Genomic DNA, 23,388 nt, shown 5'->3' with positions numbered 1-23,388 from the left:
GCGGCGAGCGGGCCTCTGGTGCTCCGTCACCCGCACGCCTCCGCCGGGAACAGGCCGTCCGCCGTCCGCTCGAAGGCGAGCAGGCGGCACTTGCGGTCGAGGCCGCCCCCGTAACCGGTGAGACTGCCGTTGGCGCCGACGACGCGATGACAGGGGACGATGATGCCGACCGGATTGCGCCCGTTGGCCAGACCGACCGCGCGGGCCGCCGTCGGGACGCCGAGCCGTTCGGCGAGCTGCCCGTACGAAAGGGTCTCGCCGTACGGGATGGTGCCCAGCGCCGCCCAGACCCGGCGTTGGAAGGGCGTGCCGCGCAGTGCGAGCGGCAGGTCGAAGGTGGTCAACTCGCCGCGGAAATAGGCCCGGAGCTGGGCGATGGCCGCGGCGAACGGCGGGTCGTCGGGGTCCGCCGGAGCGCCGAAGGTCTCCTGGGGCGGGCGGTGGCGCTGGTCGGTCATGTACAAGCCGGTGAGGGTCTGGCCGGCGGCGACCAGGGTGAGCGGCCCCACCGGGGTGCCGTCCAGGACGGTGTGGGTGCGGGGCGCGTCGGGCGTGGAGGGGTGAACCGTCATGGCTGCGGCCTCAGTTCGTCGGAAGGTGGTTGATGGGGTGGTCGTCGGTCGCCCAGAGGTACTGGACGGCGTAGGCGCGCCAGGGGCGCCAGCGCGCGGAGTGCCGGGTGAGGGCGGCCGGGGTGTGCGGCAGGCCGAGCCCGGCGGCCGCACGGCGCAGCCCGAGGTCGGTCGGTGTGAAGGCGTCCGGGTCGCCGAGCGCGCGCATGGCGATGCATTCGACGGTCCAGGGGCCGATCCCCGGCAGCGCCGCGAGCCGGTCGCGGGCCTCGTCGCGGTCGCTGCCGACGCCCAGTCGCAGCGCGCCGGAGCCGAGGGCGGCGATGACGCCGGTCAGCGTGGCGCGGCGGGTGCGGGGCATCGCCAGCGCGTCCGGGTCCAGCCCGGCGAGCGCGGCGGACGTCGGGAAGAGGTGACTGAGGCCGCCGTCCGGGTCGTCGACGCGTTCGCCGTGCGCACGGACCAGCCGTCCGGCGTGGGTGCGGGCCGCCGCGGTGGACACCTGCTGGCCGAGGACGGCGCGGACCGCGAATTCCTCGGCGTCGACGGTTCGCGGGACCCGTCGTCCCGGCGCCTTGTCGACGAGTGGCGCCAGCAGCGGATCCTCACGGAGCAGCCCGTCGACGGCCTCCGGGTCCGCGTCGAGGTCGAGCATCCGGCGGCAGCGGGCGATGGCGCCCGCCAGATCGCGCAGATCGGTGAGGGAGAGACGGCAGTCGATGTGGTCGGGGCGGGGTGCGAGGGCGACGATGCCGTGCCCGTAGGGGAGGTTCAGGGTCCGGCGGTAGGCGCCCTCCCGCCACTCCTCGACGCCGGGGACCGCGGTGGCGGCGAGGTGCCCGAAGAGGTTGTCCGGGTTCAGTGGCTGCCGGAAGGGCAGCCGCAGCGCGAGCGCGCCGGGCACCGCCGCACGGGGCCCCGGCCGGGCGCGCTGCCGCAGCTCCGTCGGGGACAGCGCGAAGACCTCCCGTACCGTCTCGTTGAAGGTGCGGATGCTGGCGAAACCGGCGGCGAAGGCGACATCGGCCATCGGCAGTGCCGTGGTCTCCACCAGGAGGCGGGCGGTCTGCGCGCGCTGGGCACGGGCCAGGGCGAGCGGCCCGGCGCCCAGCTCCGCCAGCAGCTGGCGCTCCGTCTGCCGGGTGCTGTAGCCGAGCCGGGCCGCGAGGCCGGGGACACCCTCACGGTCGACGATGCCATCGGCGATCAGCCGCATGGCGCGGGCGACGAGGTCGGCGCGGGCGTTCCACTCGGGAGAGCCCGGGCTGGCGTCCGGGCGGCACCGCTTACAGGCCCGGAAACCGGCCTGCTGGGCGGCGGCCGCGCTCGGGTAGAACCGCATGTTCTCCGGCTTGGGCGGCACCACGGGGCAGCTGGGGCGGCAGTAGATACGGGTCGTGAGGACGGCGGTGTAGAACCAGCCGTCGAAGCGGGCATCCTTGGACTGCACGGCGCGCAGACAACGCTCGGTGTCGGTGTGCATGACCTCAGGATTGCTCAGTCAGGGCCATCCGGCTGGCGAGAATCCGACATCAACGTCGGGCTACCAGGGACGGCGCAGGTCGCCCGCCCGCCAGGGTGACGCAGGCCGCCGTCCCAGGAGCGGCGCAGGTCGCCCGGCCCGCCAGGGAGGATGCAGGCCGTCGTCCCAGGAGCGGCGCAGGTCGCCCGTCCCCCGGGCCGCCCCGCAGGTCACCCGGCCGGCCGCCCCTCGGCAGTCACGTCCCGCATGTCCCGGCGAACCGGTCGAGCGCACCGATCACCGCCTCACGCATCGCCTCGCTGCCCTTGTGCCCCGCGTCGGGAATGATGGTCAGCCGGGCGTCGGGCCAGGCGCGGGCCAGCTCCCAGGCGGTGTGCGGCGGCCCTCCCATGTCCTGGCGCCCTTGGATGAGCACGCCCGGGATACCTGCCAGCCGCCCGGCGTCCCGCAGCAGGGCCCCCTCCTCCAGCCATGCGCCGTGCGAGAAGTAGTGCGAGCAGATCCGGACCAGGGCCACCCGGGCATCCGAGGGGCGGCCGCTGTAAGGGCGGGGAGCGCCGTACGACTCCAGGGAGAGCACCGCGTCCTCCCAGGCGCACCAGTCCGTGGTGGCCCGCTCGCGCACCGCGGGGTCGGGGTCCGCCATCAGGCGTGCGTACGCCCCGACGATGTCGCCGTCCGGCCCCACCCCCGGAGCACCGGCGAGGAAGCGTTCCCACGCTTCCGGGAAGAACCGGCCGGCGCCCCGGTAGAGCCAGTCGATCTCGGAACGCCGGGTCATGGTGACGCTGGGAATGACGATCTCCGACACCCGCTCCGGGTGCCGCTGTGCGTACGCCAGGATCAGTGTCGAGCCCCACGATCCGCCGAACAGCAGCCAGCGGTCGATGCCCAGGTGCTCCCGCAACTGCTCGATGTCGGCGAGCAGATGGCCGGTGGTGTTGTGCCGCATGTCGGTGGCCGGGTCACTGGCGTGCGGCGTGCTGCGTCCACAGCCACGCTGGTCGAAGAGGACGACGCGGTAGCGGTCCGGGTCGAAGGTCCGCCACGTGCCCGTGCTGCATCCCGACCCCGGCCCGCCGTGGACGACCAGCGCGGGCTTCCCTTCGGGATTGCCGCAGACCTCCCAGTACACGCGGTTGCCGTCGCCGACGTCCAGCAGCCCGGTGGCGTACGGCTCGATGGCCGGGTAGAGCTCCGTCATCTTCGGTTCCCCTTCTCCTGTTTCACCTGACGGGCATGCTGCCTCCTTTCCGGGGCCGGTGTGCTTCGGTTTGCCGTAGAGGCTTCGGTTTGCCGTGTAGGGGCTTCGGTTTGCCGTGTAGAGGCTTCGGTTTGCCGTGTAGGGGCTTCGGTCCGCCATAGGGGCTTCGTCAGGCCGGGTGGACCGCGCTCAGCCGGCGGTGCGCCCCCGGGCCGCCCGCCCCATCCGCGCGGCCGGCTGACGTACCCGCCGCCAGTGACCGGCGGGCGAGCCAGCGTCCGTCCATGGCCTCGTACCTCCCTCCGCACCCGTACCGCCGGCGGGCCCGTACGGGTCCGCGGTCAGTCGCCCTGGGCGGCGAACGCCGCGTACGCGTGGTCGTCGAAGAGGACGAAGCGCGCCTCTTCGACGGCGGTGTCCGCGTCGCGCACCGTCTCGACGGCGATCCGGGCGGCGTCCTCCACGGGCCAGCGGTAGACGCCGGTGGAGATGGCCGGAAGGGCGACGGTCCGCGCGCCCAGCTCGTCGGCCACCCGCAGCGCCTCGCGGTAACAGGAGGCGAGCAGTTCGCTGCGGTCCTCGCTCTCGGAGTGGACGGGGCCGACGGTGTGAATGACCCAGCGGGCGGGCAGCCGGCCGGCGGTGGTGGCGACCGCCTGACCGGTGGGCAGGCCACGGCCGTACTGGGAGGCGCGCAGCGCGCGGCACTCGGCCAGGATCTCCGGGCCGCCGCGTCGGTGGATCGCGCCGTCCACACCCCCGCCGCCGAGCAGCGAGGAGTTGGCGGCGTTGACCACGGCGTCCACGGTCTGTTCGGTGATGTCGCCCTGGACGAAGGTGAGGGAAGTGCTCATGGTGTCCGAGCCTAGGGAGGGCCGGGCCGTGCGGCCACCTGGATGTGGATTCAGCGTCGGTGCGCGCGCAGGCGGCGCCAGACCGCCTTGGCGGCGTAGTGGCCGGACATGCCGTGGACTCCGGGGCCGGGCGGGGTGGCCTGGGAGCAGAGGAAAACGGCGGGGTGGGCGGTTTCGTAAGGGACGCGGGCGAGCTTGGGGCGGATCAGCAGCCGCAGGCCGGCCGCGGAGCCGGTGGCGGTGTCGCCGCCGACGTAATTGGCGTTGCGGGCGGCGAGTTGGGGCGGTCCGGCGACCGCACGGGCCAGGACGAGGTCGCGGAAACCGGGGGCGAAGCGCTCGATCTGCCGCTCGACGACTTCGGTGGCGTCGCCTTCCCAGCCGTGGGGGACATGGCCGTACGCCCAGAAGGTGTGCTTGCCCTCGGGGGCGCGGGTGGGGTCGATCAGACTGGGCTGAGCGGTGATCAGGAAGGGGACGGAAGGCGGACGGCCCTCGGTGGCGGCGTTCAGCGCCGCGGAGATCTCGCCGCTGGTGGGGCCGATGTGGACGGTGCCGGCGCGGTGGGCCTCCTCGGCCGTCCACGGCACCGGGCCCGAGAGGGCGTAGTCGACCTTGAAGACGCTGGGGCCGTACTTCACATCACGGTAGGCGTTGCCCAGGCCCGCGATCCGGGCGAGCGCGGTCGGTGCGGTGTCGAAGACATAGGCGCGGGCCGGCGGCAGGTCGTCGAGGCGCTTGACCTCGAAGTCGGTGTGCACCACGCCTCCGTGGGCGCGCAGCAGACCGGCGAGCGCGTCGGAGATGGCCTGGGAGCCGCCGCGTGCCACCGGCCAGCCCTTGGCGTGTGCGGCGAGCGCGAACATCAGGGCCATACCGGAGGTCCCGAAGCCGCCGAGCGGGGCGTTGGCGTGCGCCGCGAGCCCGGCCATCAGGGCGCGGGCCTTCTCGTCCTGGAAGCGGCGGTTGAGGAGGGTGACCGGCTGCGCCGCGACCAGGCCGAAGCGGGCGTAGGTCAGCGGGTCCTGCGGCAGGCCCAGCCACTGCGTACGCAGGAAGTCATGGGCCATCGCCTCCCACTTGCCGGTGAAGGGCTCGACGAGCCTGCGGTAGGTGCCGGCGTCACGCGGCCCGAAGGACATGGCGGTCTCGCCGACGGAGTGGCCGAGCACGGCGGCCGTACCGTCCGGGAAGGGGTGCGCCATGGGGAGGTCGGCGTGCAGCCATTCGAGGCCGTGGCGGTCCAGCGGCATGGTGCGGAAGGCGGGCGATCCTGCTCCGGTGGGGTGCACCGCCGAGCAGGGGTCGTGGCGGAAGCCGGGGAGGGTCAGCTCCTCGGTGCGGGCGCCGCCGCCGATGGTGTCGCGGGCTTCGAAGACCTCCACGGACATACCGCGGCGGGCGAGTTCGACCGCCGCCGTCAGGCCGTTGGGCCCCGCCCCGATCACCACGGCATCGAGCATCCTCGGCACCTGCGCCACTCCCCTCAAGTCCGACCCTCGTCGGTGAGGGTCAGTTGGCGGCTGCCAGCAGTCCGAGGATACGCCGCGCCGTTGCGGTGTCCCGCGCCGCGGTGAAGGGCAGCGCATTGCCGCCTTCGATACGGAACGGCTGCCCGGCGACCGTGCCGCTCGCGCCGCCCGCCTCATGGACCAGCAGCAGTCCGGCCGCGTGATCCCAGACATTTTCCCAGCTGAAGGCCGTGGCGTCGATCTCGCCACGGGCAACGTGCAGATACTCCAGGCCCGCCGAGCCACAGGGGCGCGGGGCGATGCCGCCGGTCTCCAGGGTGGCGAGCACCCTCTTCTCCTCGTCGGTGGTGAAGTCGAAGTGCGACGTGGCGACATCGAGGACCGCACCGGACGACGGGCTGCCGGCCCGGAGCGGTACGCCGTTCAGCCGGGCGCCGGCGCCGCGGCGGGCGACGGCCATCAGGCCGAGCGCGGGGGCGTACGTCCAGGAGGCCAGCACCTCGCCCCGGTGGGCGAGCGCGACGAGCGTGGCGAAGCCGGGGTCGCCGTGGACGAACTGGCGGGTGCCGTCGACCGGGTCGACGATCCAGACGGGGGCGTCGCCGTGCAGCGCGTCGAGCACGCCCGGGTCGGCGTGCACCGCCTCCTCGCCGACCACCAGGGAGCCGGGCAGCAGGGCCGTGAGGGAGGCCGTGAGGTGCTCCTCGGCGAGCCGGTCGGCGACCGTGACGAGGTCGTGCGGGCCGTTCTTCTCGACGATGTCCTCGGCGGCGAGCTGCCGGAAGCGCGGCATGATCTCGTCCGCCGCGGCACGGCGGACGGCGGCCTCGACGGCGGCCAGGTCCAGCGCCGACAGGTCGAGCGACGGCTCTGGGCGGTCGGTGGCCGGGGCCGCGGCGGGCGGGGTGGTGGCAGTCGGGGTAATCGCGGTCTCTCCCGAATTGTGGGTACGAAGTGCTTCGATCATGCGTCCATCGAACCACGAGCCACTGACACGACGGCTGGACTCCAGGTGAATTCCGGATGCCACGGCGGGCACGACCGGGGGCCGGGCCGCTGGGGGGCCGGGCCACTGAGGGCCGGGAGGGCGGGGAGGGCGGATGTCCTCCACGGACCACCGGTGCGGGCACCGCGGGCCGGACCCCGACACCGACAATTGACAGGACGGCCGGGCGCAAAATGCCTACGCTCACCCCATGACCGGCACCCACCCCTCCCCCGACCGGCCGACCGGCCGCCCGCTCGTCGCGATCCTCACCGGGGCGGGCATCTCCACCGACTCCGGGATCCCCGACTACCGCGGTCCGAACGGGCTGTGGCGGCGGGATCCGGAGGCGGAGAAGCTCGTCACGTACGACACGTACATGGCCGACCCGCAGATCCGTCGGCGGTCGTGGCGGATGCGTCAGGAGAGCCCGGCGTTCCGGGCCGAGCCGAACGCCGCGCACGAGGCGGTGACCCGGCTGGAACGCTCCGGGACGCCGGTACGCGTCATCACTCAGAACGTGGACGGGCTGCATCAGCGCGCCGGGATGCCCGAGCGCAAGGTGCTCGAACTGCACGGCACCGTGCGGACCGTGAGCTGCACCCGCTGTCATGCCCGGTCGTCGATGGCGGAGGCGCTGGCGCGGGTGGCCGCGGGCGAGCCCGATCCGCCGTGTCTGGTGTGCGGCGGGATCCTGAAGTCGGCGACGGTGATGTTCGGGGAGCGGCTGGACCCGCAGGTGCTCGGTACGGCGGTGAGCGTGGCGAAGGCGGCGGAGATCTTCTTCGCGGTCGGGACGACGCTCCAGGTGCATCCGGCGGCCTCGCTCGCCGGGGTGGCCGCGGAGCACGGTGCGCGTCTGATCATCGTCAACGCCGAGCCGACGCCGTACGACGCACTCGCCGCCGAGGTGATCCGCGAACCGATCGGCAGTGCGCTGCCGAGGCTGCTCGCGGGCCTGGAGGAGCGCGCCTGAGACGCCGCCTTCCGGCCCCTGTCGGGCGACGCGTCCCGGGTCGTGAGCCCTGCCCGCCCTCATCGACTACAGTGCAGTAGACCGTCTACTTACCTGTAGTCACTCCGGGCCACCGTCGCCCGTCGTGCCGGTGCCGATGACGTCGGCGGGGAGACCGAGTCCGGACCGGCCACCGGGACGGGTGACCGCCGCACAGGGGGCGTCCGCGGCCTCGCCGCTTCCGCCACGGTGCCGCGGGTGGCTGCCGCCGGCGGCCGGCCGTCCCGGAGCCCTGTCCGGCGGACCGGGCGGACGCGGCGAGGACGCGGACCGGCGCCCCGAGCTTGTGAGGATCATCGTTGCGTCTCACCATCCTGGTCGTCGAGGACGACCACGCCCTGCGGGACGTGCTGGTGCGCGGACTGCGTGACGAGGGCTTCGGCACGCTGGCCGCCCAGGACGGCACCACCGCCCTGCGGCTGGCCGACGACGGCGTTGACGCGGTGGTACTGGACGTCGGGCTGCCGGATGCGGACGGACGCGACGTGTGCCAGGCGATGCGGGCGCAGGGGTTCTTCGGCCCGGTCGTCTTCCTGACCGCACACCACCAACTCCACGACCGCCTCAGCGGGTTCTCCGCCGGGGGTGACGACTACCTCCCCAAGCCGTTCCACCTCGCCGAACTCGCGGCCAGACTGCGCGCCGCCCTCAAACGTTCCGGGCCAACCGCCCCCACGAACGCCGGGGACCTGATCCTGGACCCGGTGCACCACAGCTTGTGTGTACGGGACGTCGACGTGGCCCTGACGCCGACCGAGTTCCGTCTGCTGGCCGCGCTGATGGCCGGCCTGGGGGCAGTGGTGGGCAGAAGGGAGCTGGTCCGGGCCGGCTGGCCGGAGGGCGCGCAGGTCAGCGACAACACCCTCGACCAGTATCTGAGCCGGCTACGCCGCAAGATCCGGGAGGCGGGCAGCGAACTGACGATCAGCACCCTCCGGGGGATCGGACACCGGCTGTCATGAGTACCGTCCCAGGCCTCCTCGCCGCGGCGGCCCGCCGTTGCCGCCCCCGTACGCTGCGGGGCCGGCTGTCCCTGATTGCGCTGACCACCGCCGCGCTGGTGATGGTGGTCCTCACCGTCGTGTTCAACACCATCGTTCGCCAGCGCCTCCAGCAGCAGGCGGACAACGAACTGCACGCCCGGGCCGGCGCCGTGGCGGCGACCGTCGACACCCGCCATCACCCGGTACGCGTCCTGGAGACACCGGGCGACGCCGCCCTCGACACCAACGTGTGGATCTACGCGGGCACCCGGCTGTTGGAGCACCCCGCCTCGGCCCCGCCCGGCGACACGGTCACCCGCACCGCCACCGGTCTCGCCGCGCACGGCGACAAACGCTGTGCCGAGGTGACGGCCGGTGATCGGATACGCCTGTGCGCCGAGCCCGTGGGCGGCGTCCGGCCGGGTGCCGGGCCCGCTGCCGCCGTCGTCACCGCCATGGACCTCGCGCCGTACCGCGCCTCGGCCGACACCCTGCTCATCGCCTCCCTCGCCCTGGACACCGGTGTCCTGGCCTGCACCTATGTTTTGACCCGACTGGCGGTGGGGCGCGCCCTGCGACCCGTGCGGACGATGACCGAGCAGGCCACCCGGTGGAGCGTGGTCGCCTCCGACCAGCGCTTCGGCGCCGGGGACCGCCCCGTCGAGCTCACCCGGCTCGGGGCCTCACTGGACGAGCTGCTGGACCGGATCCGTGCCGTGCTGCGCCACGAACAGCAGCTCACCCAGGAGCTCTCCCACGAGCTGCGCAACCCCCTGGCGCGGATCACCGCCGAACTCGACTGGTGGCAGACCCGCCCCCGCTCGAACGCCGAAACCCGCGCCACGCACGCCTCCATCGCCGATGCCGCCACCTCCATGCGCACCATCTGCGAGACCGTCCTCGACGACGCCCGGGCCGGCGCACACACCGTTCCCGGCACGGCGGACATCATGGCCGTGCTGCGCCGGCTCGCCGCCCGGCTCGAAGCCCCCGAGAAGACCACGATCACGGTTTCCGGTCCGGACACCCTGGTGGCCGGGGTGCCCGCCGCGCTGCTGGAGCGCATCGTCGCCCCGCTCCTCGACAATGCCCTGCGCTACGCCCGCACCCGGGTCGCGCTCCGGGTCTCGCCGGAGCCCGACGGCATGCGCGTAGCGGTCGTCGACGACGGTCCCGGTGTCCCGGCCGCCTTCACCGCGCACCTCTTCCAGCCCGGTCGGCGCGCGGATCCCGAGGACGGACACGGCGGAGCGGGCCTGGGACTGCCGCTCGCGCGACGCCTGGCCCGCTCCGCCGGCGGTGAGGTGACCCATGACGCCGGGCACACCCCGGGCACGCGCTTCGTGGTGAGCCTGCCCGCCGGGTGACCCGGCCCCGCCCGGCGCCCTCAGGCGGGACGGCTGCCTGCCACCGCCGCGCCTGTCCCGGTGATACTCAGGAAACGCCCGTGAGGGTCTTGTCCTCGGGAACCGCGGTCCTGCGCTCCTGCACGTGGGCGTATCCCATGAGGCCCAGCAGCACCGCCAGGATTACTGCCGACGAACCGGCCGTGCCGAGGTCGAGGCCGCCCTTGGCGACCGGCTTGGTGAGGAAGTCACCGGCGGTCGCCCCGAGGGGCCGGGTGAGCACGAACGCGATCCAGAACAGCACGACGTTCGGCACGGCCGGCACCCGCATCAGGGCGACGAGTACGGCGAGCACACCGGTGACGAGCAGGGCGCCGCCCGCGTAACCGAGTCCGGAGCTGTCGGAGAGGAAGTCCCCCATGGACGTGCCGAGCGTGTTCGACACCAGGATCGCCGCCCAGAAGAGGGCCTCCGCGCGGAAGGTGACGATGTCGCGGATGGCGAACGTCAGACCGGTGGCCTTCCAGATGACGAAGATGGCGATCAGCAGCGAGATCAGGATGGCGGCCCCTGTGGGGTAGCCCAGCCCCAGGCCCTGCGGCCCCCAGCCGAGCGACGTCGAGCCGTCGGTGAGGAACTTGGCACTGGCGTCCCGGTTCATGAAGTCGGACATCGTGGTGCCCGCCATGCTGGTGGACAGGATGACGGTCCAGTAGAAGAAGGGGTTGTAGCGCCGGGACCGGAGCTGCACGACCAGCGTGACCACGAAGATCAGGAACAACGCGATGGTGGTCAGGAAGTAGCCGAGCTTAAGGGTCTGGGCGAAGAGGTCACCGGCCGTCTCTCCGAGGGTCGTCGCGGCGGTCTTCATGACCCAGAAGGCCAGGGTGACCTCCGGGAGCTTCCGCATCACGTACCTGTCGGTGCCTGCGACGTCCATGTCGGTCAGGACTTCGGGCTCAGGCATTGTCGATCCCTCCTGGGGGGCGCCTCCGCACCGCCTCACATCGTGCCGTGGGGGGCCTTGCGAAGTGCGCACAGTGGCGGCAATGGGCGGGTACGAGGCACACCGCAGTCAGCGATGACGTCGCACACCGCCCCACGCTCCCAGCCGCAGCCTGAACGCATCCTGAACACCGCCGACCGCACCCGCGAGGCAGCCCCGGACGGGTGAAGCCGACCCCCGAAGCTCAGAGGGGACCGGCTTCACCCGTCCGTGCCGGGACGAGCCCGCGCTCAGCTCGCCCGGACAGTGAGCCGTTCCGGCTCGGAAACGTCTCGCCGGGTGACCGTCAAGAACACCACCAGGCCGAGGATGACGGTCAGGAACAGCACGCTGGTGATCACCGTGCCCAGGCCGAGTCCGCCGCCCGAGGTGGGCTGGGACAGGTAGTCGCCGATCGACGCGCCCAGCGGCCGGGTCAGGATGTAGGCGATCCAGAAGCTCCACACCGCGTCCAGACCGAGGGCGAAGTGCGCCACCGCGACGGCGGCGATCACCAGGGCGAACAGGCCGGCCGAGATCCAGTACCCGAGGTCCATGCGTTCGGCGACCAGGTCACCGGCCGCGGTGCCCAGGGCGAACGTGAACAGCACGGCGAGCCAGTAGAAGGACTCGCGGCGGGTGGTGTCGATGTGGTGGATGGACAGCGTCCGCTCGTTGCGGTACCAGGCCACGAACACCACGACGAGGGCCACCGCGAAGGCCAGGGTGCTGGTCTCCAGCGGTACGCCCAGGTTGTCGGTGAGGTTGTCGCTGATCAGCGTGCCCACGATGCTGATCAGCGCCACGGCGAGCCAGTAGGTGCCGGGCCGGTAGGCACGGGTGCGGAACTGCGCCACCAGGACCGCGACGAGCAGCACGCTCATCATCAGCGACACACCCGTCAGGCCCAGGCCTAGCTTCTCGTTCAGCAGGTCGGCCGCGGTCTCGCCGACTGTGGTGCACAGGACTTTGATGACCCAGAAGTACGCCGTGACTTCGGGAACCTTGTTCCAGCGGATGCGCCGGCCAGTGGGGGCGGAAGGGGGGCCGGACGCCGCGTGCGCCTCAACGGCCCCAGGGATATCAGCTGTCATGGTGCCCGACCGTGCCAGCCGCAACCTGAACATATCCTGAGCACCCTCAGCCGTCTGCCGGGCCCGGAGGTAGCACAGTGCACGGTGAGTACAAGGTCCCCGGGGGCAAGCTCGTGGTCGTGGACCTCTGCGTCGAGGAGGGGCGGCTCAAGAACGTACGGGTCGCGGGTGACTTCTTCCTCGAACCGGACGAGGCCATCCTGCAGATCGACGACGCGCTGGAAGGCGCCCCGGCCGACACGGACACCGCCGGCCTCACCGCCCGGATCGACGCCGGGCTGCCCCCGTCGGCAGTGCTGTTCGGATTCACCGGCGAGAGCGTGGCCATCGCGGTGCGCCGTGCCCTGGCCCAGGCCACGGACTGGCGCGACTACGACTGGCAGCTCATCCACGAAGCGCCCCAGCCACCGGCCCTCCACATGGCGCTCGACGAGGTCATCACGACCGAGGTGGCTGCCGGGCGGCGCCCGCCCACCCTCCGGGTCTGGGAGTGGGATGCGCCCGCCGTCATCATCGGCAGCTTCCAGTCCCTGCGCAACGAAGTCGACCCCGACGGCATCGCCCGCCACGGCGTCACGGTCGTACGCCGGATCTCCGGTGGCGGCGCGATGTTCGCGGAGCCGCAGAGCACCATCACCTACTCCCTCGCCGTCCCCGACGCTCTGGTGTCCGGCCTGTCCTTCGCCGACAGCTATGCCTACCTCGACGACTGGGTCCTCACCGCACTCGGCGACATGGGCATCAAGGCGTGGTACCAGCCGCTCAACGACATCGCCACCGAGATCGGCAAGGTGGCGGGCGCCGCGCAGAAGCGCGTGGTCGGGCCGGGCGGCGGGCCCGGTGCGGTGCTGCACCACGTGACCATGTCCTACGACATCGACGCCGACAAGATGCTCGACGTGCTGCGCATCGGTAAGGAGAAGCTGTCCGACAAGGGCACCAGGAGCGCCAGGAAACGCGTCGACCCGCTGCGCCGGCAGACCGGCCTGCCCCGCGAAGCCGTCATCGAGAAGATGATCGGCTCCTTCCGCTCCCGCTACGGCCTCACCCGCGGGGAGGTCACCGACGAGGAGATGGCCCGTGCCAGGGAGCTCGTCCGCACCAAGTTCGAGACCGCCGCGTGGACCACACGCATCCCCTGACCGGCCGTCATGGCAAAGGCCCCGCCCGTGCGCCACGGGGGTCACGCACGGGCGGGCCGGTCTCTCTCAGAGCGTCCAGGAGTTGGCCGGACCGTCCAGCCACACCCTTTCGCCCTCGGCGGTCACGGTCAGACCGAACCGCGAGGGGTCCGGGCGGCCATGCCCGTCCCACCACCGGAACGCGGCCTCCGCTTCGTCCCACAACCGGCGGGGGCCGGACTGCCAGACGCGCGCCGCCTTCCCGTCGCGGAACATGCAACAGGCCCAGGACCGGTCGCTGAGGCCGTAGAACCAGACCGGCCGTGCGCCGTCGCGCTTCTCCGCCTCGACGTACGAGCACTGAGGGACGCGGAGCCCCATGGCGAAGCGCTCCGGGCCGAATTGCTCCCCGACGAACTCCGCTTCGGTGACCGTCGTGGACGACTCGTCGCCGTCGGCCACGCTGCCCGTGACGTACTCGGAATGCGCCCGCGGGACGAACCGTTGGGAGCGGAGCTTCATGAACTCCACGGGTCCCGTGAAGGAGCCCGAAGCGCTCTGCCCGTCCGGCGCGACCACCAGGCGGGCCACCGCGTCGCGGTGGCTGTAGTGCGTTCCCCACGGGGCCACGATGATCCCGCCGGGACGGCACTGCTCGACCCACGCGAACGGGACGGACCGCAGGCCGCACGTGGCGATGACCCGGTCATACGGCGCCCCTTCCGGGTAGCCCTGGAACCCGTCGCCGTGCACGACGTGAAGGGGGATCCCCAGCCTCTCCACCGTCGCCATGGCGGCCGTGGCCACCGCCCGGTCCACCTCCACCGTGGTCACGCACCCCGGCCCCGCACGGTGGGCCATGAGCAACGCGTTCCAGGTGGTGGCGGCGCCGATCTCCAGGGCCCTGTGGCCGGGCCGGAGGTCCAGGGCCTGGAGCATCCGGAACACCACGGAGGGCATGGACGCGGAGCTGGTCGGCACCTGCCCCGGTTCGGTGCCGGCGTGTTTCCCGTCGTCCCATTGCGTCACGATGGGTACGTCGGAGTCCGCGAACTCCTGCCACCTTGCGGGGTCGTTCGCTTTGGAGACGGCCACGCTCCGGCCTGCCGCCATGTCGAACGGCCAGATGAGGTCCGGCAACACGGTGGAGCGGGGAACGGCCGCGTACGAGGGTGCCCAGTCGCAGGAGAGGGCCCCTGAAGACATGAGGACACGCCCCGGCCCGTCAAGGCCGGGGCGCTCCTGTGGTGCGTCGGTGGTCACCGGGTCAGGCACCCTTGGGCGGGTTGGGCCGACCCGGGCCACCGTCGGGGGACGGGGGCTGATGCGGGCCGGGGTACGGCTCACCCGGGAGCCCGTCGCCGCCATCGTCGGTAGCAAAAATCACGGTCACTGCTCCTCCATATATCTCTCGGTGGTTGCTTACCCGTCCGACTGCCGCTGTCCGTGGGACAGTCGCACGGGGCCTTGCCCGCCTCCCCCTGCCGGGATCCCTCGACAACGCGGGGGGGGACGCCGGAAGGGGCATGGACATCCGGCAAAGGGGCGGAGTCCGGGGCTAGCCGGCGTCCGGCTTGCCGTGGATACGCTCCCGCATCCGGGCCAACAGGTCGGCTTTCCGGGCCTGTTGGCTGTCCTTGTTGCGGTCGTCCTTGACCACGGCGCTGGTCTTCTTCAAGTCGCCCCGCGGCTTGCGTGCGCCAAGCGGCCTACTCACTCCTGCCACCTCCCTTTCCCTTCCGGGCATGCGCAGCGGCCTCCACGGGTACGTCGTCGTGTTGCGGATGGCGCCGGAGCAGAACCCGACAGTCCACGGTCCGGGTCCGGTCACCAGCCCTTTCGGCTGCCTTCAACTCCCGTTCCAGGTCAGCACACTTCGTACAGCTCACGGCATACCCCGCGGCCGTGCCCGCTGGAGCTTCGCCAGGGCCTGGAGCTGTCTTTCATCGCGCTTCGTGCCGGGCCGCAGGCCCGCGTAAGTCACCCCCCGGACAAGGCCCGTGGGTCGCTCCAGAGCGCCCCTCAGGCCCGTCGCCTCTCGCACCACGGCCACCATGTCGGCGTCCCGGTCAACGACGACAGTCCCCACCGTGACCTCTTCGGGTGATCCGAGGGATGCGGATGGCATCTCAGTCGTGGTCATGCAAGTACCTCCCTTCCGTGTGGATGGCCCGCGATGACGGCGTTACAGCTCCGGAGGGTCAACGAATGTCCGTCCCTGCGCGCCGGCTCCCGCTCCAGGTCGCAGGACTGGCACACGTCGCACCCGGGAACGGCGACGGGTTCCGGTTCCGGGCCGGCAGCCCTCACGACGGCCCGGGCACGATCAGCGGCAGCCATGACGCACGCTCCATAACCCCGCCAGGGTGCGTTCCATGAGGGCACGGCTCTGCTTCGCATACGGGTGATGCGGCGGCGCCAGTGTGTCCAGGTGCCACCGTCGTCTCTCCCACCGGAGGACCGTGGTGCCCAAGGGCGTCAAGGCACCGTCTTCCGGTACTTCCTCGTCTCTGCGCGGGTCACCTGCCATGACGCCAGCATTCCGGTCCCGTTGTGCTTCCGGAGCGGCCTGCGTGTATGCCTCTGTGTGGGCCAGACTGGGATCATGACTGGGGAGACCATCCGGGCAATGATCAGACGCCTCCGCAAAGCGCGCGGCTGGTCGCAGGATCGCCTGGCGGAGAAGCTGAACGAAGTCGCCCGCGATCTCCCCACACTGGGGCTGAATGCCGCCCTTGGGCGTCAGGACGTGTACCGGTGGGAGGCAGGGAAGCGGAAGCCGCGCGAATGGCTGCCCGTTCTGGCTACCGCCTTAGGGGTGTCCAGGGAGGAATTAGAGGCAGCAACGGCTGTAGAGGAGGCGACCGCCCCGCCCGAACCACGCACGGTGGATGACTTCCTCCCGCCCGGTGACCCGTTCGCCCCGCTGGTCGGAGGTCTTGGCCGGCGGATCGGGCAGTCCACGGTGGTGGACCTGGCCAACCGGGTCCACGGCCTTCGGCTGGCGGACGACGTGGTGTATGGACGAGACCTGATCGGACGCGCACGCCGTGATCTGAAGTCCGCGGTCGACCTCTACCGAACGACCACGCACACCACAGCTGTTGGGCGGGATCTCCTCAGGGCGATTGCGGAGCTGGCGCAGATCGTGGGTTGGGTGGCCAGTGACGCCGGAGCGTACGCGGAGGCGGAGAAGGTTTACCGCCTGGGGCTCTCTGCCGCGCAGAAAGCCGGAGACGGCACCCTTGCGGGTCAGCTTCTGGGCACGCTCGCTTACCAGGTGGCGAATCAAGGTGATCCCCGTGAGGCCGTGGATATGGCGGTGGCCGCCGTTGACGCCGCCGGACCGGACGCCCCACCCCGCGCACGCGCGCTGTTCCTGGACCGCGTGGCATGGGCACACACCAGGGCCGCCCGCCCGCAAGAGGCGATCCGGGCACTGGGCAAGGCCCACGAAGCGCTCACGGATGAGCACGGGGCGGATGAACCGGACTGGACTTACTGGGTGTCCGTGGAGGAGCTGGAGGTCATGGACGCCAGGGTCTACACGGAGCTGCACAGGCCGCTTCGTGCCGTTCCGCTCCTGGCCCGGGTCTTGGACCGCTACGACACCACGCACGCACGGGAGTTGGCGCTCTACCTCTCATGGCTGGCGGTGGCTTATGCGGACGCCAACGAGCCGGAGGAAGCCGCAGCAACCGCAGCACGCATGCTGGCTCTTTCCGTCGGCAGCGCATCTGAGCGAACGGCTGACCGGGCGCGGGTGGTTCTTGAGAGCTTGAAGCCCTTCCGAAGGGTGCCGGAGGTAGCGGCGCTCCTCGGAGATCACCCCGCCGCCTGAGGACCGGACATGGCTGTGCCCCTCTCCTGGGTGCTCTTCGCCGGCTCGCAGCACGGTCTGGTCTGTTGCCGGTCGTTCGCCAGGGAGTACACGTCCGCGGCAGACACGTTCCGGTGATCTCCGCCTGCATTTCGCACGCCTGCCCGATGCGGGATCACTAAGGTATGCGGCATGACGCTGCAACTTGTTCAGGTGAACTTCAAGGCCCGGGACGACTCGGCGCTCGGCCAGTTCTGGGCGGAGGTGCTCGGCTGGGGAGTTTCCAGCGAAGGGCCCGGAGTCACCAACCTGCTACCCGTCGGCTTCGACTGGCCGGACCCGTCCGCCGTCTGCATCGATCTCGTCCGCGTCCCGGCCCCGGAGACGGTGAGGTACCGCGTGCACCTCGAACTCGCCACCACCTCCGACGCCCATCAGGCGGAGTTGGTCGCCCGTCTGACGGAGCTCGGGGCGACGCCCGCCGATGCGGGCCGGGGCGACGTGCCGTGGACGGTGATGGCCGACCCGGAAGGCAACGTGTTCAGCGTCCTGGAGCCCCGGGAGCTCTACCGGGACACCGGGCCGATAGCCGCCGTGGTCGTCGACTGCGCCGACCCGCGGGCCATGGTCCGGTTCTGGGGCGAGGCGATCGACTGGACCGTCCACGAGCTGACCGACGACCACGCCCTGCTGCGCTCCGTCAAGGGTGTCGGGCCGTACCTGGAGTTCCGCCGCACGCCCGACGACGAGGTCGTAGGGAACCGCGTCCACCTCGACGTGATGGCCGACCCCGTCGATGATCAGGCGAAGGAGGTCGCCCGGCTCGAAGGCCTCGGCGCGGTACGGGCCGACGTGGGCCAGGGGGACGTCTCCTGGGTCGTCCTGGCCGACCCGGCGGGCAACGAGTTCTGCGTCCTCGGGCGGGGCTGACGCGGAACTCCGTCCTCGGGCGGGGCTGACGCGGAACTCCGTCCTGGCCGGGCCGTCGCACCGCCGCGCCGTCGTCAGACGGGCCGGGTGGCCCGCCCGGATGCCGTGGCCATCAGCAGCGTGTAGAGCGTCAGCGCGGTGGCCAGGCCCACCGCCCAGCCGTAGTCGGCCAGGGGTTTGAGGAACGGGAGCAGACCGTGGGCGGGGAAGGGGCCCTTGCCGGGCTGGGAGTAGGAGCCGCCCACCGCCAGCAGGCCGCCGACGGCGAAGGCGAGGACGGCACGCCAGTTCCAGCCGGCCGTGTACCAGTAGCGGCCGCCGGGCCGGTAGAGGTCGGCGAGGTCGAGGACGGTACGGCGGATGATCCAGTAGTCGGCGATGAGGATGCCTGCGACGGTGCCGAGCAGCCCGCCGACCACGCCGAGCCAGGTGAAGATGTACAGCTCGGGGGTGGCGGTGAGCTTCCACGGCAGGATGATCACGCCGACCACGCCGGTGATCAGCGCGCCCGTACGGAAGGTGATGAACTTCGGTGCCAGGTGGGCCAGGTCGTAGGCGGGTGAGACGACATTGGCGGCGATGTTCACGGAGATCGTCGCGATCAGGACCGTGACCAGGGCGAAGAGCAGGCCGAAGACGCTGTCGGACTTCCCGGCCAGCGCGACCGGGTCCCAGATCGGCGCCCCGTACACCGCCTGTGAGCCTGAGGTGACCAGTACGGAGAGCAGGGCGAACGCGGTCATCGTGGTCGGCAGCCCGAGGGACTGCCCCCAGACCTGGGCCCGCTGCCCGGCTCCGAAGCGGGTGAAGTCGGGGATGTTGAGGGACAGGGTCGCCCAGAAGCCGATCATTCCCATGAGGGACGGGAAAAAGACCCGCCAGAAGTGCTCGCCCCAGCCCAGTGCGCTCGGCTGGTCCAGCAGCGGGCCGAACCCGCCCGCCTTGGCCGCCATCCATCCGAGCAGTGCCAGGGCGCCGACCAGGACGAAGGGCGCGGCCCAGTTCTCGAAGCGGCGCAGGGTCTCCATGCCCCGGTGGATGATGGCGAGTTCGATGACCCAGAACACCAGGAAGCAGAGCCAGAGGGTCCAGGGGTAGCCGCCGACCGACGCCGCCCCGGCCCAGTCACCGCCGAAGATCTTGCCCAGCAGGACGTAGATGCCCTGGCCGCCGATCCAGGTCTGGATGCCGAACCAGCAGCAGGCCACGGCGGCCCGCACCAGCGCGGGCAGATTGGCGCCGCGCAGCCCGAACGACGCCCGCGCCAGGACGGGGAAGGGGATGCCGTACTTCGGCCCCGCATGCCCGGTGAGCAGCATCGGTACGAGGACGACGAGGTTTGCCAGCGCGATGGTCAGGACTGCCTGCTTCCAGTCCATGCCGAGCGCGACCAGGCCGGAGGCGAGGGTCCAGGAGGGGATGTTGTGGGCCATGCCTACCCAGAGGGCGGTGAAGTTGTAGGTGGTCCAGCGGCGTTCGGAGAGCGGGACGGGGCGCAGGTCGGCGTTGACGTACCGGCCGTCCACGGCGATGGCTCCCGGGGCGGGTTCGACGCGGCCGTCCCGGGCGGTGAGCTGGCCCGGGTGCGCTATGGGGAGTTCCGGCGGCACGGGTGAGGGGGTCGCGGACATGCGGGGGCCTTTCGTCCGGGTGCGGGCCGCCCGGTGGCCGGGCGGCGCGGCATTTCATCGGTCGTGGCGCCCGGCCGGGGGGTGGACCGCCGTCGGCCGCCGGTGCGTTCGCCGGGCGCTCGCCGGGCGCTCCGGTGCCGCCCCGGCGAAGGCGGGGTGCGCCGCCCCGCCCCCGCGCCCGTTCAGTCGGCGAACGCGGGAAGGATCTCCGCTCCGTAGGCGTCGATGGTGGATTCCTTGGCGTCGTGCATGGCGTAGAGCGCGAACTGGTCCACGCCCAGGGCCTTGAGCTGTCGCAGCTTTTCGACGTGCGCGGCGGCCGGGCCGAGGAGGCAGAAGCGGTCGATGACCGCGTCCGACACGAAGCCGGCGTCCGGGTTGCCCGACCGGCCGTGGTGCGCGTAGTCGTAGCCCTCCCGGGACTTGATGTACGCGGTCAGCTCGTCCGGCACCATGCCGGAGTGCTCGCCGTAGCGGGCGACGAGGTCGGCGACGTGGTTGCCGACCATGCCGCCGAACCAGCGGCACTGCTCGCGGGCGTGGTCCAGGTCGTCGCCCACATAGGCCGGTGCGGCGACACAGATGGTGATGTCGGCGGGGTCGCGTCCGGCGTCCTTCGCCGCGGTCCGTACGGCCTTGATCATCCATTCGGTGAGGAAGGGGTCGGCGAGCTGGAGGATGAAGCCGTCGGCCAGTTCGCCGGCCATGGCGAGGGCCTTGGGCCCGTAGGCGGCCATCCATACCGGGAGCTTGCCGTCCTTGATCCAGGGGATCTTGATCCGGTGGTCGCCGACGTACGCCTCGCGCCCCTCGGCCAGGTCGCGGATGACGCCGATGGCCTGGCCCAGCCGGGCCAGGGTGTTGGGCGGCCGCCCGGCCACCCGCATCGCGGAGTCGCCGCGGCCGATACCGCAGACGGTGCGGTTGCCGTACATCTCGTTGAGGGTGGCGAAGGTGGAGGCGGTGACCTCGGGGGCGCGGGTGGAGGGGTTGGTGACCATCGGGCCGACGATCAGCCGCTCGGTGTGTTCCAGGACGCGGCTGTAGAGGACGAACGGTTCCTGCCACAGCACGGTCGAGTCGAAGGTCCAGCCGTAGCGGAAGCCGTTGCGCTCGGCACGGCGCATCAGGGACACCACGGCGGAGGAGGGCGGGTCGGCCTGCAGAACAACTCCGAAGTCCACGGCGGCGCTCCTTAGATGAGGTACTGGCAGGTGCCACGCGGGATGTACTGGCCGTGCCCCGCGCGGCCGGTGAACTCCCGCCTGTCGATGACGAGTTCGCCCCGCGAGAGGACCGTTTCGACCTGTCCGGTGAGCTCTTTGCCCTCGTACGCCGAGTAGTCGACGTTCATGTGGTGGGTCTCGGCCGAGACGGTCTGCTGTGCGGTGGGGTCGTAGATGACGAGGTCGGCGTCGGCGCCGGGGGCGATGGTGCCCTTCTTCGGGTAGAGGCCGAACATCCGGGCCGGGGTGGCGCAGGCGATCTCGATCCAGCGGCGGCGGCTGATCCGGCCCTCCACGACGGCCTGGTGGAGGAGGTCCATCCGGTTCTCCACCCCGGGCATCCCGTTGGGGATCTTGGAGAAGTCGCCGCGGCCGAGCTCTTTCTGCCCCTGGAAGCAGAAGGGGCAGTGGTCGGTGGAGACCACCTGGAGGTCGTTGGTGCGCAGCCCGCGCCACAACGCCTCCTGGTGCTCACGGGGCCGCAACGGCGTGGAGCAGACGTACTTGGCGCCCCCGAAGTCGGGCTCGGCGAGGTTGTCGGTGGACAGGAACAGATACTGCGGGCAGGTCTCACCGAAGACGTTCAGCCCCTTGTCGCGGGCCTGGGCGATCTCCGCGAGGGCTTCCTCGGCGGAGACATGGACGACGTAGAGCGGTGCGCCGGCCACCCGCGCGAGCTGGATGGTGCGGTGGGTGGCCTCGGCCTCCAGCAGGACCCGGCGGACCTCGCCGTGGTAGCGGGGGTCGGTCTTCCCCTCGGCCAGCGCCTGTTCGACGAGGACGTCGATGGCGATGCCGTTCTCGGCGTGCATCATCACCAGGCCGCCGTTGTCGGCGGAGCGCTGCATCGCGCGCAGGATCTGTCCGTCGTCGCTGTAGAAGACGCCGGGGTAGGCGGTGAACAGCTTGAAGGAGGTGACGCCCTCCGCCACCAGGAGGTCCATCTCCTTGAGGGTGTGCTCGTTGACGTCCGAGAGGATCATGTGGAACGCGTAGTCGATGGCGCACTGGGCGTCGGACTTGGCGTGCCAGGTGTCCAGGCCGGCGCGGAGCGACTTGCCGCGGGACTGGACCGCGAAGTCGATGAGTGGTGGTGCCGCCCCAGGCGGCGGCGCGGGTCCCGGTCTCGAAGTTGTCGGAGGAGAAGGTCCCGCCGAAGGGGAAGTCCAGGTGGGTGTGGGCGTCGACGCCACCCGGGATGACATATCTGCCGGTGGCGTCGAGGATGCGGTCCGCCGTCTCCCCCCAGCGGTCGGCGGTGGGGTTGCCGTGCGCGGCGAGGGCGGCGATCCGCCCGTCCTCCACCAGGACATCGGCGTGGATCTCGTCGGCGGCTGTGATCACCAGTCCGCCCCGGACGACCGTACGGCTCACCATCCTGCTCCTTCCACACCAGCGACATCGGCGGCACGGGAAGGCGGAGCCGACGCGCACCATCCCCTCGGCAGGTCCGCTCCGCTGACGCCACGCCACAACCGGTCTACACCCGTAGATCGCGGTCGAGAAGGAGACCGTAGAAGCATGTCACCCACGGTGGCAATACCGTGACCGTTAATCAGCGGAGACGTTCGTGTTGCGCCGACGATCATCTGGACGGTTCAACGCGGGGCCGGGCGCGGGGGCGGGTGCGGGTGCGGGTGCAGCGGTACCCGCCGGAGGGGTGCGGGCGCGGCCCGTTGGGCAGGTATGCGCCGACGCCGGCGGGCAATCCTCGCGAGCGCCGCAGCATCCTGGCGGACGATGCAGAGAGGCGAGAGGGCATGGAGCACAGCACACCGTGGGAGTTCTCCGACGACCGGGGGCGCCTTGCGGTGGCCGGGGACCGGCCGTTGCGGATCGTGGCGTACATACAGGCGGGGGCGACGCTGTGGGACCACGGCATACGTCCCGTGGGGCTCTTCGGGTCCCAGCACGACGGCGCCGCCCCCGACCCCGCGAAGGGCGGTGAGCTGCCGCTCGCGGAGATCCCCTACCTGGGTTCGGGCAGCGCGCTGCACCCGGACACCCTGCTGGAGGCGGAGCCGGACCTCGTCGTGGCCGTGACGTACGACGGCGAGCAGGTCTACGGCCTGGAGCAGAAGACCGCGCTGGAGCTGGAGGCGCATGTCCCGGTGGCCACGGTCGCGGTGGGCCCGGGGCGGAGCCTGGCCGGAGTGCGCGAACGGTTCGCGGCGCTCGCCGGTTCACTCGGGCGGGGCGAACCCCTCGGCGTCGCACGCGAGTTGGACGCCGCGGAGGATGCCCTGCGGCAGGCGACCGGCGGCCCGGTGCGGCCGCGGGTACTGGCGCTGTCGCCCGCGGGGCCGGAGCGGGTACATCTGGCGCGGCCCGGTTCCTGGCCGGACCTGCGGGCGCTGACCGAACACGGCCTCGGCCTGCTGGAGCCGGCCGCGGGCGCCGGGCTGAACTGGTCCACGGTCGGCTGGGCGGAGGCCGCGCAGATGGGTCCGGACATCGTGCTCGGGGACGTACGGGCCAATGCCGCCCGGCCGCAGGAGCTCCGGGCCGACGAGCACTGGCGCGCGATCGAGGCCCGGGCCCGGCTGCTGCCGTGGAACCCGGAGGCCCCGTGCAGCCGGCGCGCGCACACGCGGTTCTTCACCCTGCTGGCCGACACGGTGCGCGAGTTCGCCGGGACGGGGTGAGTCGGGCCGGGGCACACCGCGC

General features: G+C 71.7%; 19 protein-coding genes and 1 pseudogene. 7 read left to right on the top strand and 13 right to left on the bottom strand.

Going from position 1 to position 23,388, the window contains the following annotated elements; translation table 11 throughout:
• Nucleotides 1-26: 26 nt before the first annotated feature.
• From ACGFR7_RS21185 to ACGFR7_RS21160, 6 genes are all read right to left on the bottom strand, one after another.
• Nucleotides 27-572, bottom strand: coding sequence for a methylated-DNA--[protein]-cysteine S-methyltransferase (locus ACGFR7_RS21185; RefSeq protein WP_393321325.1), 546 nt, complete (start codon nucleotides 570-572; stop codon nucleotides 27-29).
• 10 nt (nucleotides 573-582) lie between these two features.
• Nucleotides 583-2,055 (bottom strand): AlkA N-terminal domain-containing protein, encoded by a 1,473-nt coding sequence (locus ACGFR7_RS21180; RefSeq protein WP_393321322.1) that lies wholly within the window; start codon nucleotides 2,053-2,055, stop codon nucleotides 583-585.
• Nucleotides 2,056-2,290: 235 nt separating this feature from the next.
• Nucleotides 2,291-3,259: a prolyl aminopeptidase gene (gene pip / locus ACGFR7_RS21175; RefSeq protein ID WP_393321319.1), complete on the bottom strand. Its 969-nt coding sequence runs from the start codon at nucleotides 3,257-3,259 to the stop codon at nucleotides 2,291-2,293.
• Nucleotides 3,260-3,600: 341 nt separating this feature from the next.
• Nucleotides 3,601-4,113, bottom strand: a complete 513-nt coding sequence (locus ACGFR7_RS21170) for an O-acetyl-ADP-ribose deacetylase (protein WP_393321316.1) — start codon at nucleotides 4,111-4,113, stop codon at nucleotides 3,601-3,603.
• A gap of 50 nt (nucleotides 4,114-4,163) precedes the next feature.
• Nucleotides 4,164-5,576: a phytoene desaturase family protein gene (locus ACGFR7_RS21165; protein WP_393321313.1), complete on the bottom strand. Its 1,413-nt coding sequence runs from the start codon at nucleotides 5,574-5,576 to the stop codon at nucleotides 4,164-4,166.
• Nucleotides 5,577-5,625: 49 nt separating this feature from the next.
• Nucleotides 5,626-6,552, bottom strand: a complete 927-nt coding sequence (locus ACGFR7_RS21160; RefSeq protein ID WP_393321311.1) for an inositol monophosphatase family protein — start codon at nucleotides 6,550-6,552, stop codon at nucleotides 5,626-5,628.
• 229 nt (nucleotides 6,553-6,781) lie between these two features.
• Here ACGFR7_RS21160 and ACGFR7_RS21155 point away from each other — a divergent pair, with 229 nt between their 5' ends.
• The 3 genes from ACGFR7_RS21155 to ACGFR7_RS21145 all read left to right on the top strand — a co-directional run bounded on the left by ACGFR7_RS21155 (nucleotide 6,782) and on the right by ACGFR7_RS21145 (nucleotide 9,935).
• A complete protein-coding gene (locus tag ACGFR7_RS21155) occupies nucleotides 6,782-7,546 on the top strand; it encodes an NAD-dependent deacetylase (RefSeq protein ID WP_393321309.1) in 765 nt (254 codons plus the stop codon).
• A gap of 338 nt (nucleotides 7,547-7,884) precedes the next feature.
• Entirely contained in the window at nucleotides 7,885-8,547 is a 663-nt protein-coding gene (locus tag ACGFR7_RS21150) for a response regulator transcription factor (protein WP_393321306.1), read from the top strand.
• Complete coding sequence (locus ACGFR7_RS21145) at nucleotides 8,544-9,935, top strand: sensor histidine kinase (protein ID WP_393321303.1); 1,392 nt, start codon at nucleotides 8,544-8,546, stop codon at nucleotides 9,933-9,935. The genes ACGFR7_RS21150 and ACGFR7_RS21145 overlap by 4 nt, the downstream gene beginning before the upstream one ends.
• 67 nt (nucleotides 9,936-10,002) lie before the next feature.
• Here the strand turns inward: ACGFR7_RS21145 and ACGFR7_RS21140 are convergent, their stop codons facing one another.
• Together ACGFR7_RS21140 and ACGFR7_RS21135 are read right to left on the bottom strand one after the other, a co-directional pair.
• Nucleotides 10,003-10,881, bottom strand: a complete 879-nt coding sequence (locus ACGFR7_RS21140) for a hypothetical protein (protein WP_393321300.1) — start codon at nucleotides 10,879-10,881, stop codon at nucleotides 10,003-10,005.
• Nucleotides 10,882-11,150: 269 nt separating this feature from the next.
• Nucleotides 11,151-11,993, bottom strand: a complete 843-nt coding sequence (locus ACGFR7_RS21135; RefSeq protein WP_393321297.1) for a hypothetical protein — start codon at nucleotides 11,991-11,993, stop codon at nucleotides 11,151-11,153.
• A 77-nt stretch (nucleotides 11,994-12,070) separates the two neighbouring features.
• On the opposite strand from ACGFR7_RS21135, the gene ACGFR7_RS21130 reads away from it, so the two are divergent.
• Nucleotides 12,071-13,135, top strand: coding sequence for a biotin/lipoate A/B protein ligase family protein (locus ACGFR7_RS21130; protein ID WP_393321294.1), 1,065 nt, complete (start codon nucleotides 12,071-12,073; stop codon nucleotides 13,133-13,135).
• A gap of 66 nt (nucleotides 13,136-13,201) precedes the next feature.
• Here ACGFR7_RS21130 and ACGFR7_RS21125 read toward each other — a convergent pair whose 3' ends face one another.
• Together ACGFR7_RS21125 and ACGFR7_RS21120 are read right to left on the bottom strand one after the other, a co-directional pair.
• Nucleotides 13,202-14,320 (bottom strand): protein-L-isoaspartate(D-aspartate) O-methyltransferase, encoded by a 1,119-nt coding sequence (locus ACGFR7_RS21125; RefSeq protein ID WP_393321291.1) that lies wholly within the window; start codon nucleotides 14,318-14,320, stop codon nucleotides 13,202-13,204.
• Nucleotides 14,321-14,672: 352 nt separating this feature from the next.
• Nucleotides 14,673-14,831, bottom strand: a complete 159-nt coding sequence (locus ACGFR7_RS21120) for a hypothetical protein (RefSeq protein ID WP_393321288.1) — start codon at nucleotides 14,829-14,831, stop codon at nucleotides 14,673-14,675.
• An 888-nt stretch (nucleotides 14,832-15,719) separates the two neighbouring features.
• Here ACGFR7_RS21120 and ACGFR7_RS21115 point away from each other — a divergent pair.
• Together ACGFR7_RS21115 and ACGFR7_RS21110 are read left to right on the top strand one after the other, a co-directional pair.
• Nucleotides 15,720-16,955 carry a helix-turn-helix transcriptional regulator gene (locus ACGFR7_RS21115; RefSeq protein WP_393321286.1) on the top strand — a complete coding sequence of 412 codons (1,236 nt, stop codon included), beginning with the start codon at nucleotides 15,720-15,722 and terminating at the stop codon, nucleotides 16,953-16,955.
• A 171-nt stretch (nucleotides 16,956-17,126) separates the two neighbouring features.
• Nucleotides 17,127-17,864 carry a VOC family protein gene (locus ACGFR7_RS21110; RefSeq protein ID WP_393321283.1) on the top strand — a complete coding sequence of 246 codons (738 nt, stop codon included), beginning with the start codon at nucleotides 17,127-17,129 and terminating at the stop codon, nucleotides 17,862-17,864.
• A 74-nt stretch (nucleotides 17,865-17,938) separates the two neighbouring features.
• Here ACGFR7_RS21110 and ACGFR7_RS21105 read toward each other — a convergent pair whose 3' ends face one another.
• The 3 genes and pseudogenes from ACGFR7_RS21105 to hydA form a co-directional block, all read right to left on the bottom strand.
• Nucleotides 17,939-19,495 carry an NCS1 family nucleobase:cation symporter-1 gene (locus ACGFR7_RS21105; RefSeq protein ID WP_393321280.1) on the bottom strand — a complete coding sequence of 519 codons (1,557 nt, stop codon included), beginning with the start codon at nucleotides 19,493-19,495 and terminating at the stop codon, nucleotides 17,939-17,941.
• Nucleotides 19,496-19,677: 182 nt separating this feature from the next.
• Nucleotides 19,678-20,679, bottom strand: coding sequence for a TIGR03842 family LLM class F420-dependent oxidoreductase (locus tag ACGFR7_RS21100; RefSeq protein ID WP_393321277.1), 1,002 nt, complete (start codon nucleotides 20,677-20,679; stop codon nucleotides 19,678-19,680).
• A gap of 11 nt (nucleotides 20,680-20,690) precedes the next feature.
• Nucleotides 20,691-22,098 (bottom strand): annotated as a pseudogene (hydA, locus tag ACGFR7_RS21095) (dihydropyrimidinase).
• A gap of 383 nt (nucleotides 22,099-22,481) precedes the next feature.
• On the opposite strand from hydA, the gene ACGFR7_RS21090 reads away from it, so the two are divergent.
• Entirely contained in the window at nucleotides 22,482-23,366 is an 885-nt protein-coding gene (locus ACGFR7_RS21090; protein ID WP_393321274.1) for an ABC transporter substrate-binding protein, read from the top strand.
• The last annotated feature ends 22 nt before the right edge of the window (nucleotides 23,367-23,388 follow it).

This window comes from Streptomyces sp. NPDC048516, from assembly GCF_043199875.1.
Taxonomy (GTDB): domain Bacteria; phylum Actinomycetota; class Actinomycetes; order Streptomycetales; family Streptomycetaceae; genus Streptomyces.
The sequence above is the reverse complement of the archived record's forward strand: the minus strand, read 5'-3'. Positions and strand labels throughout refer to the sequence as shown.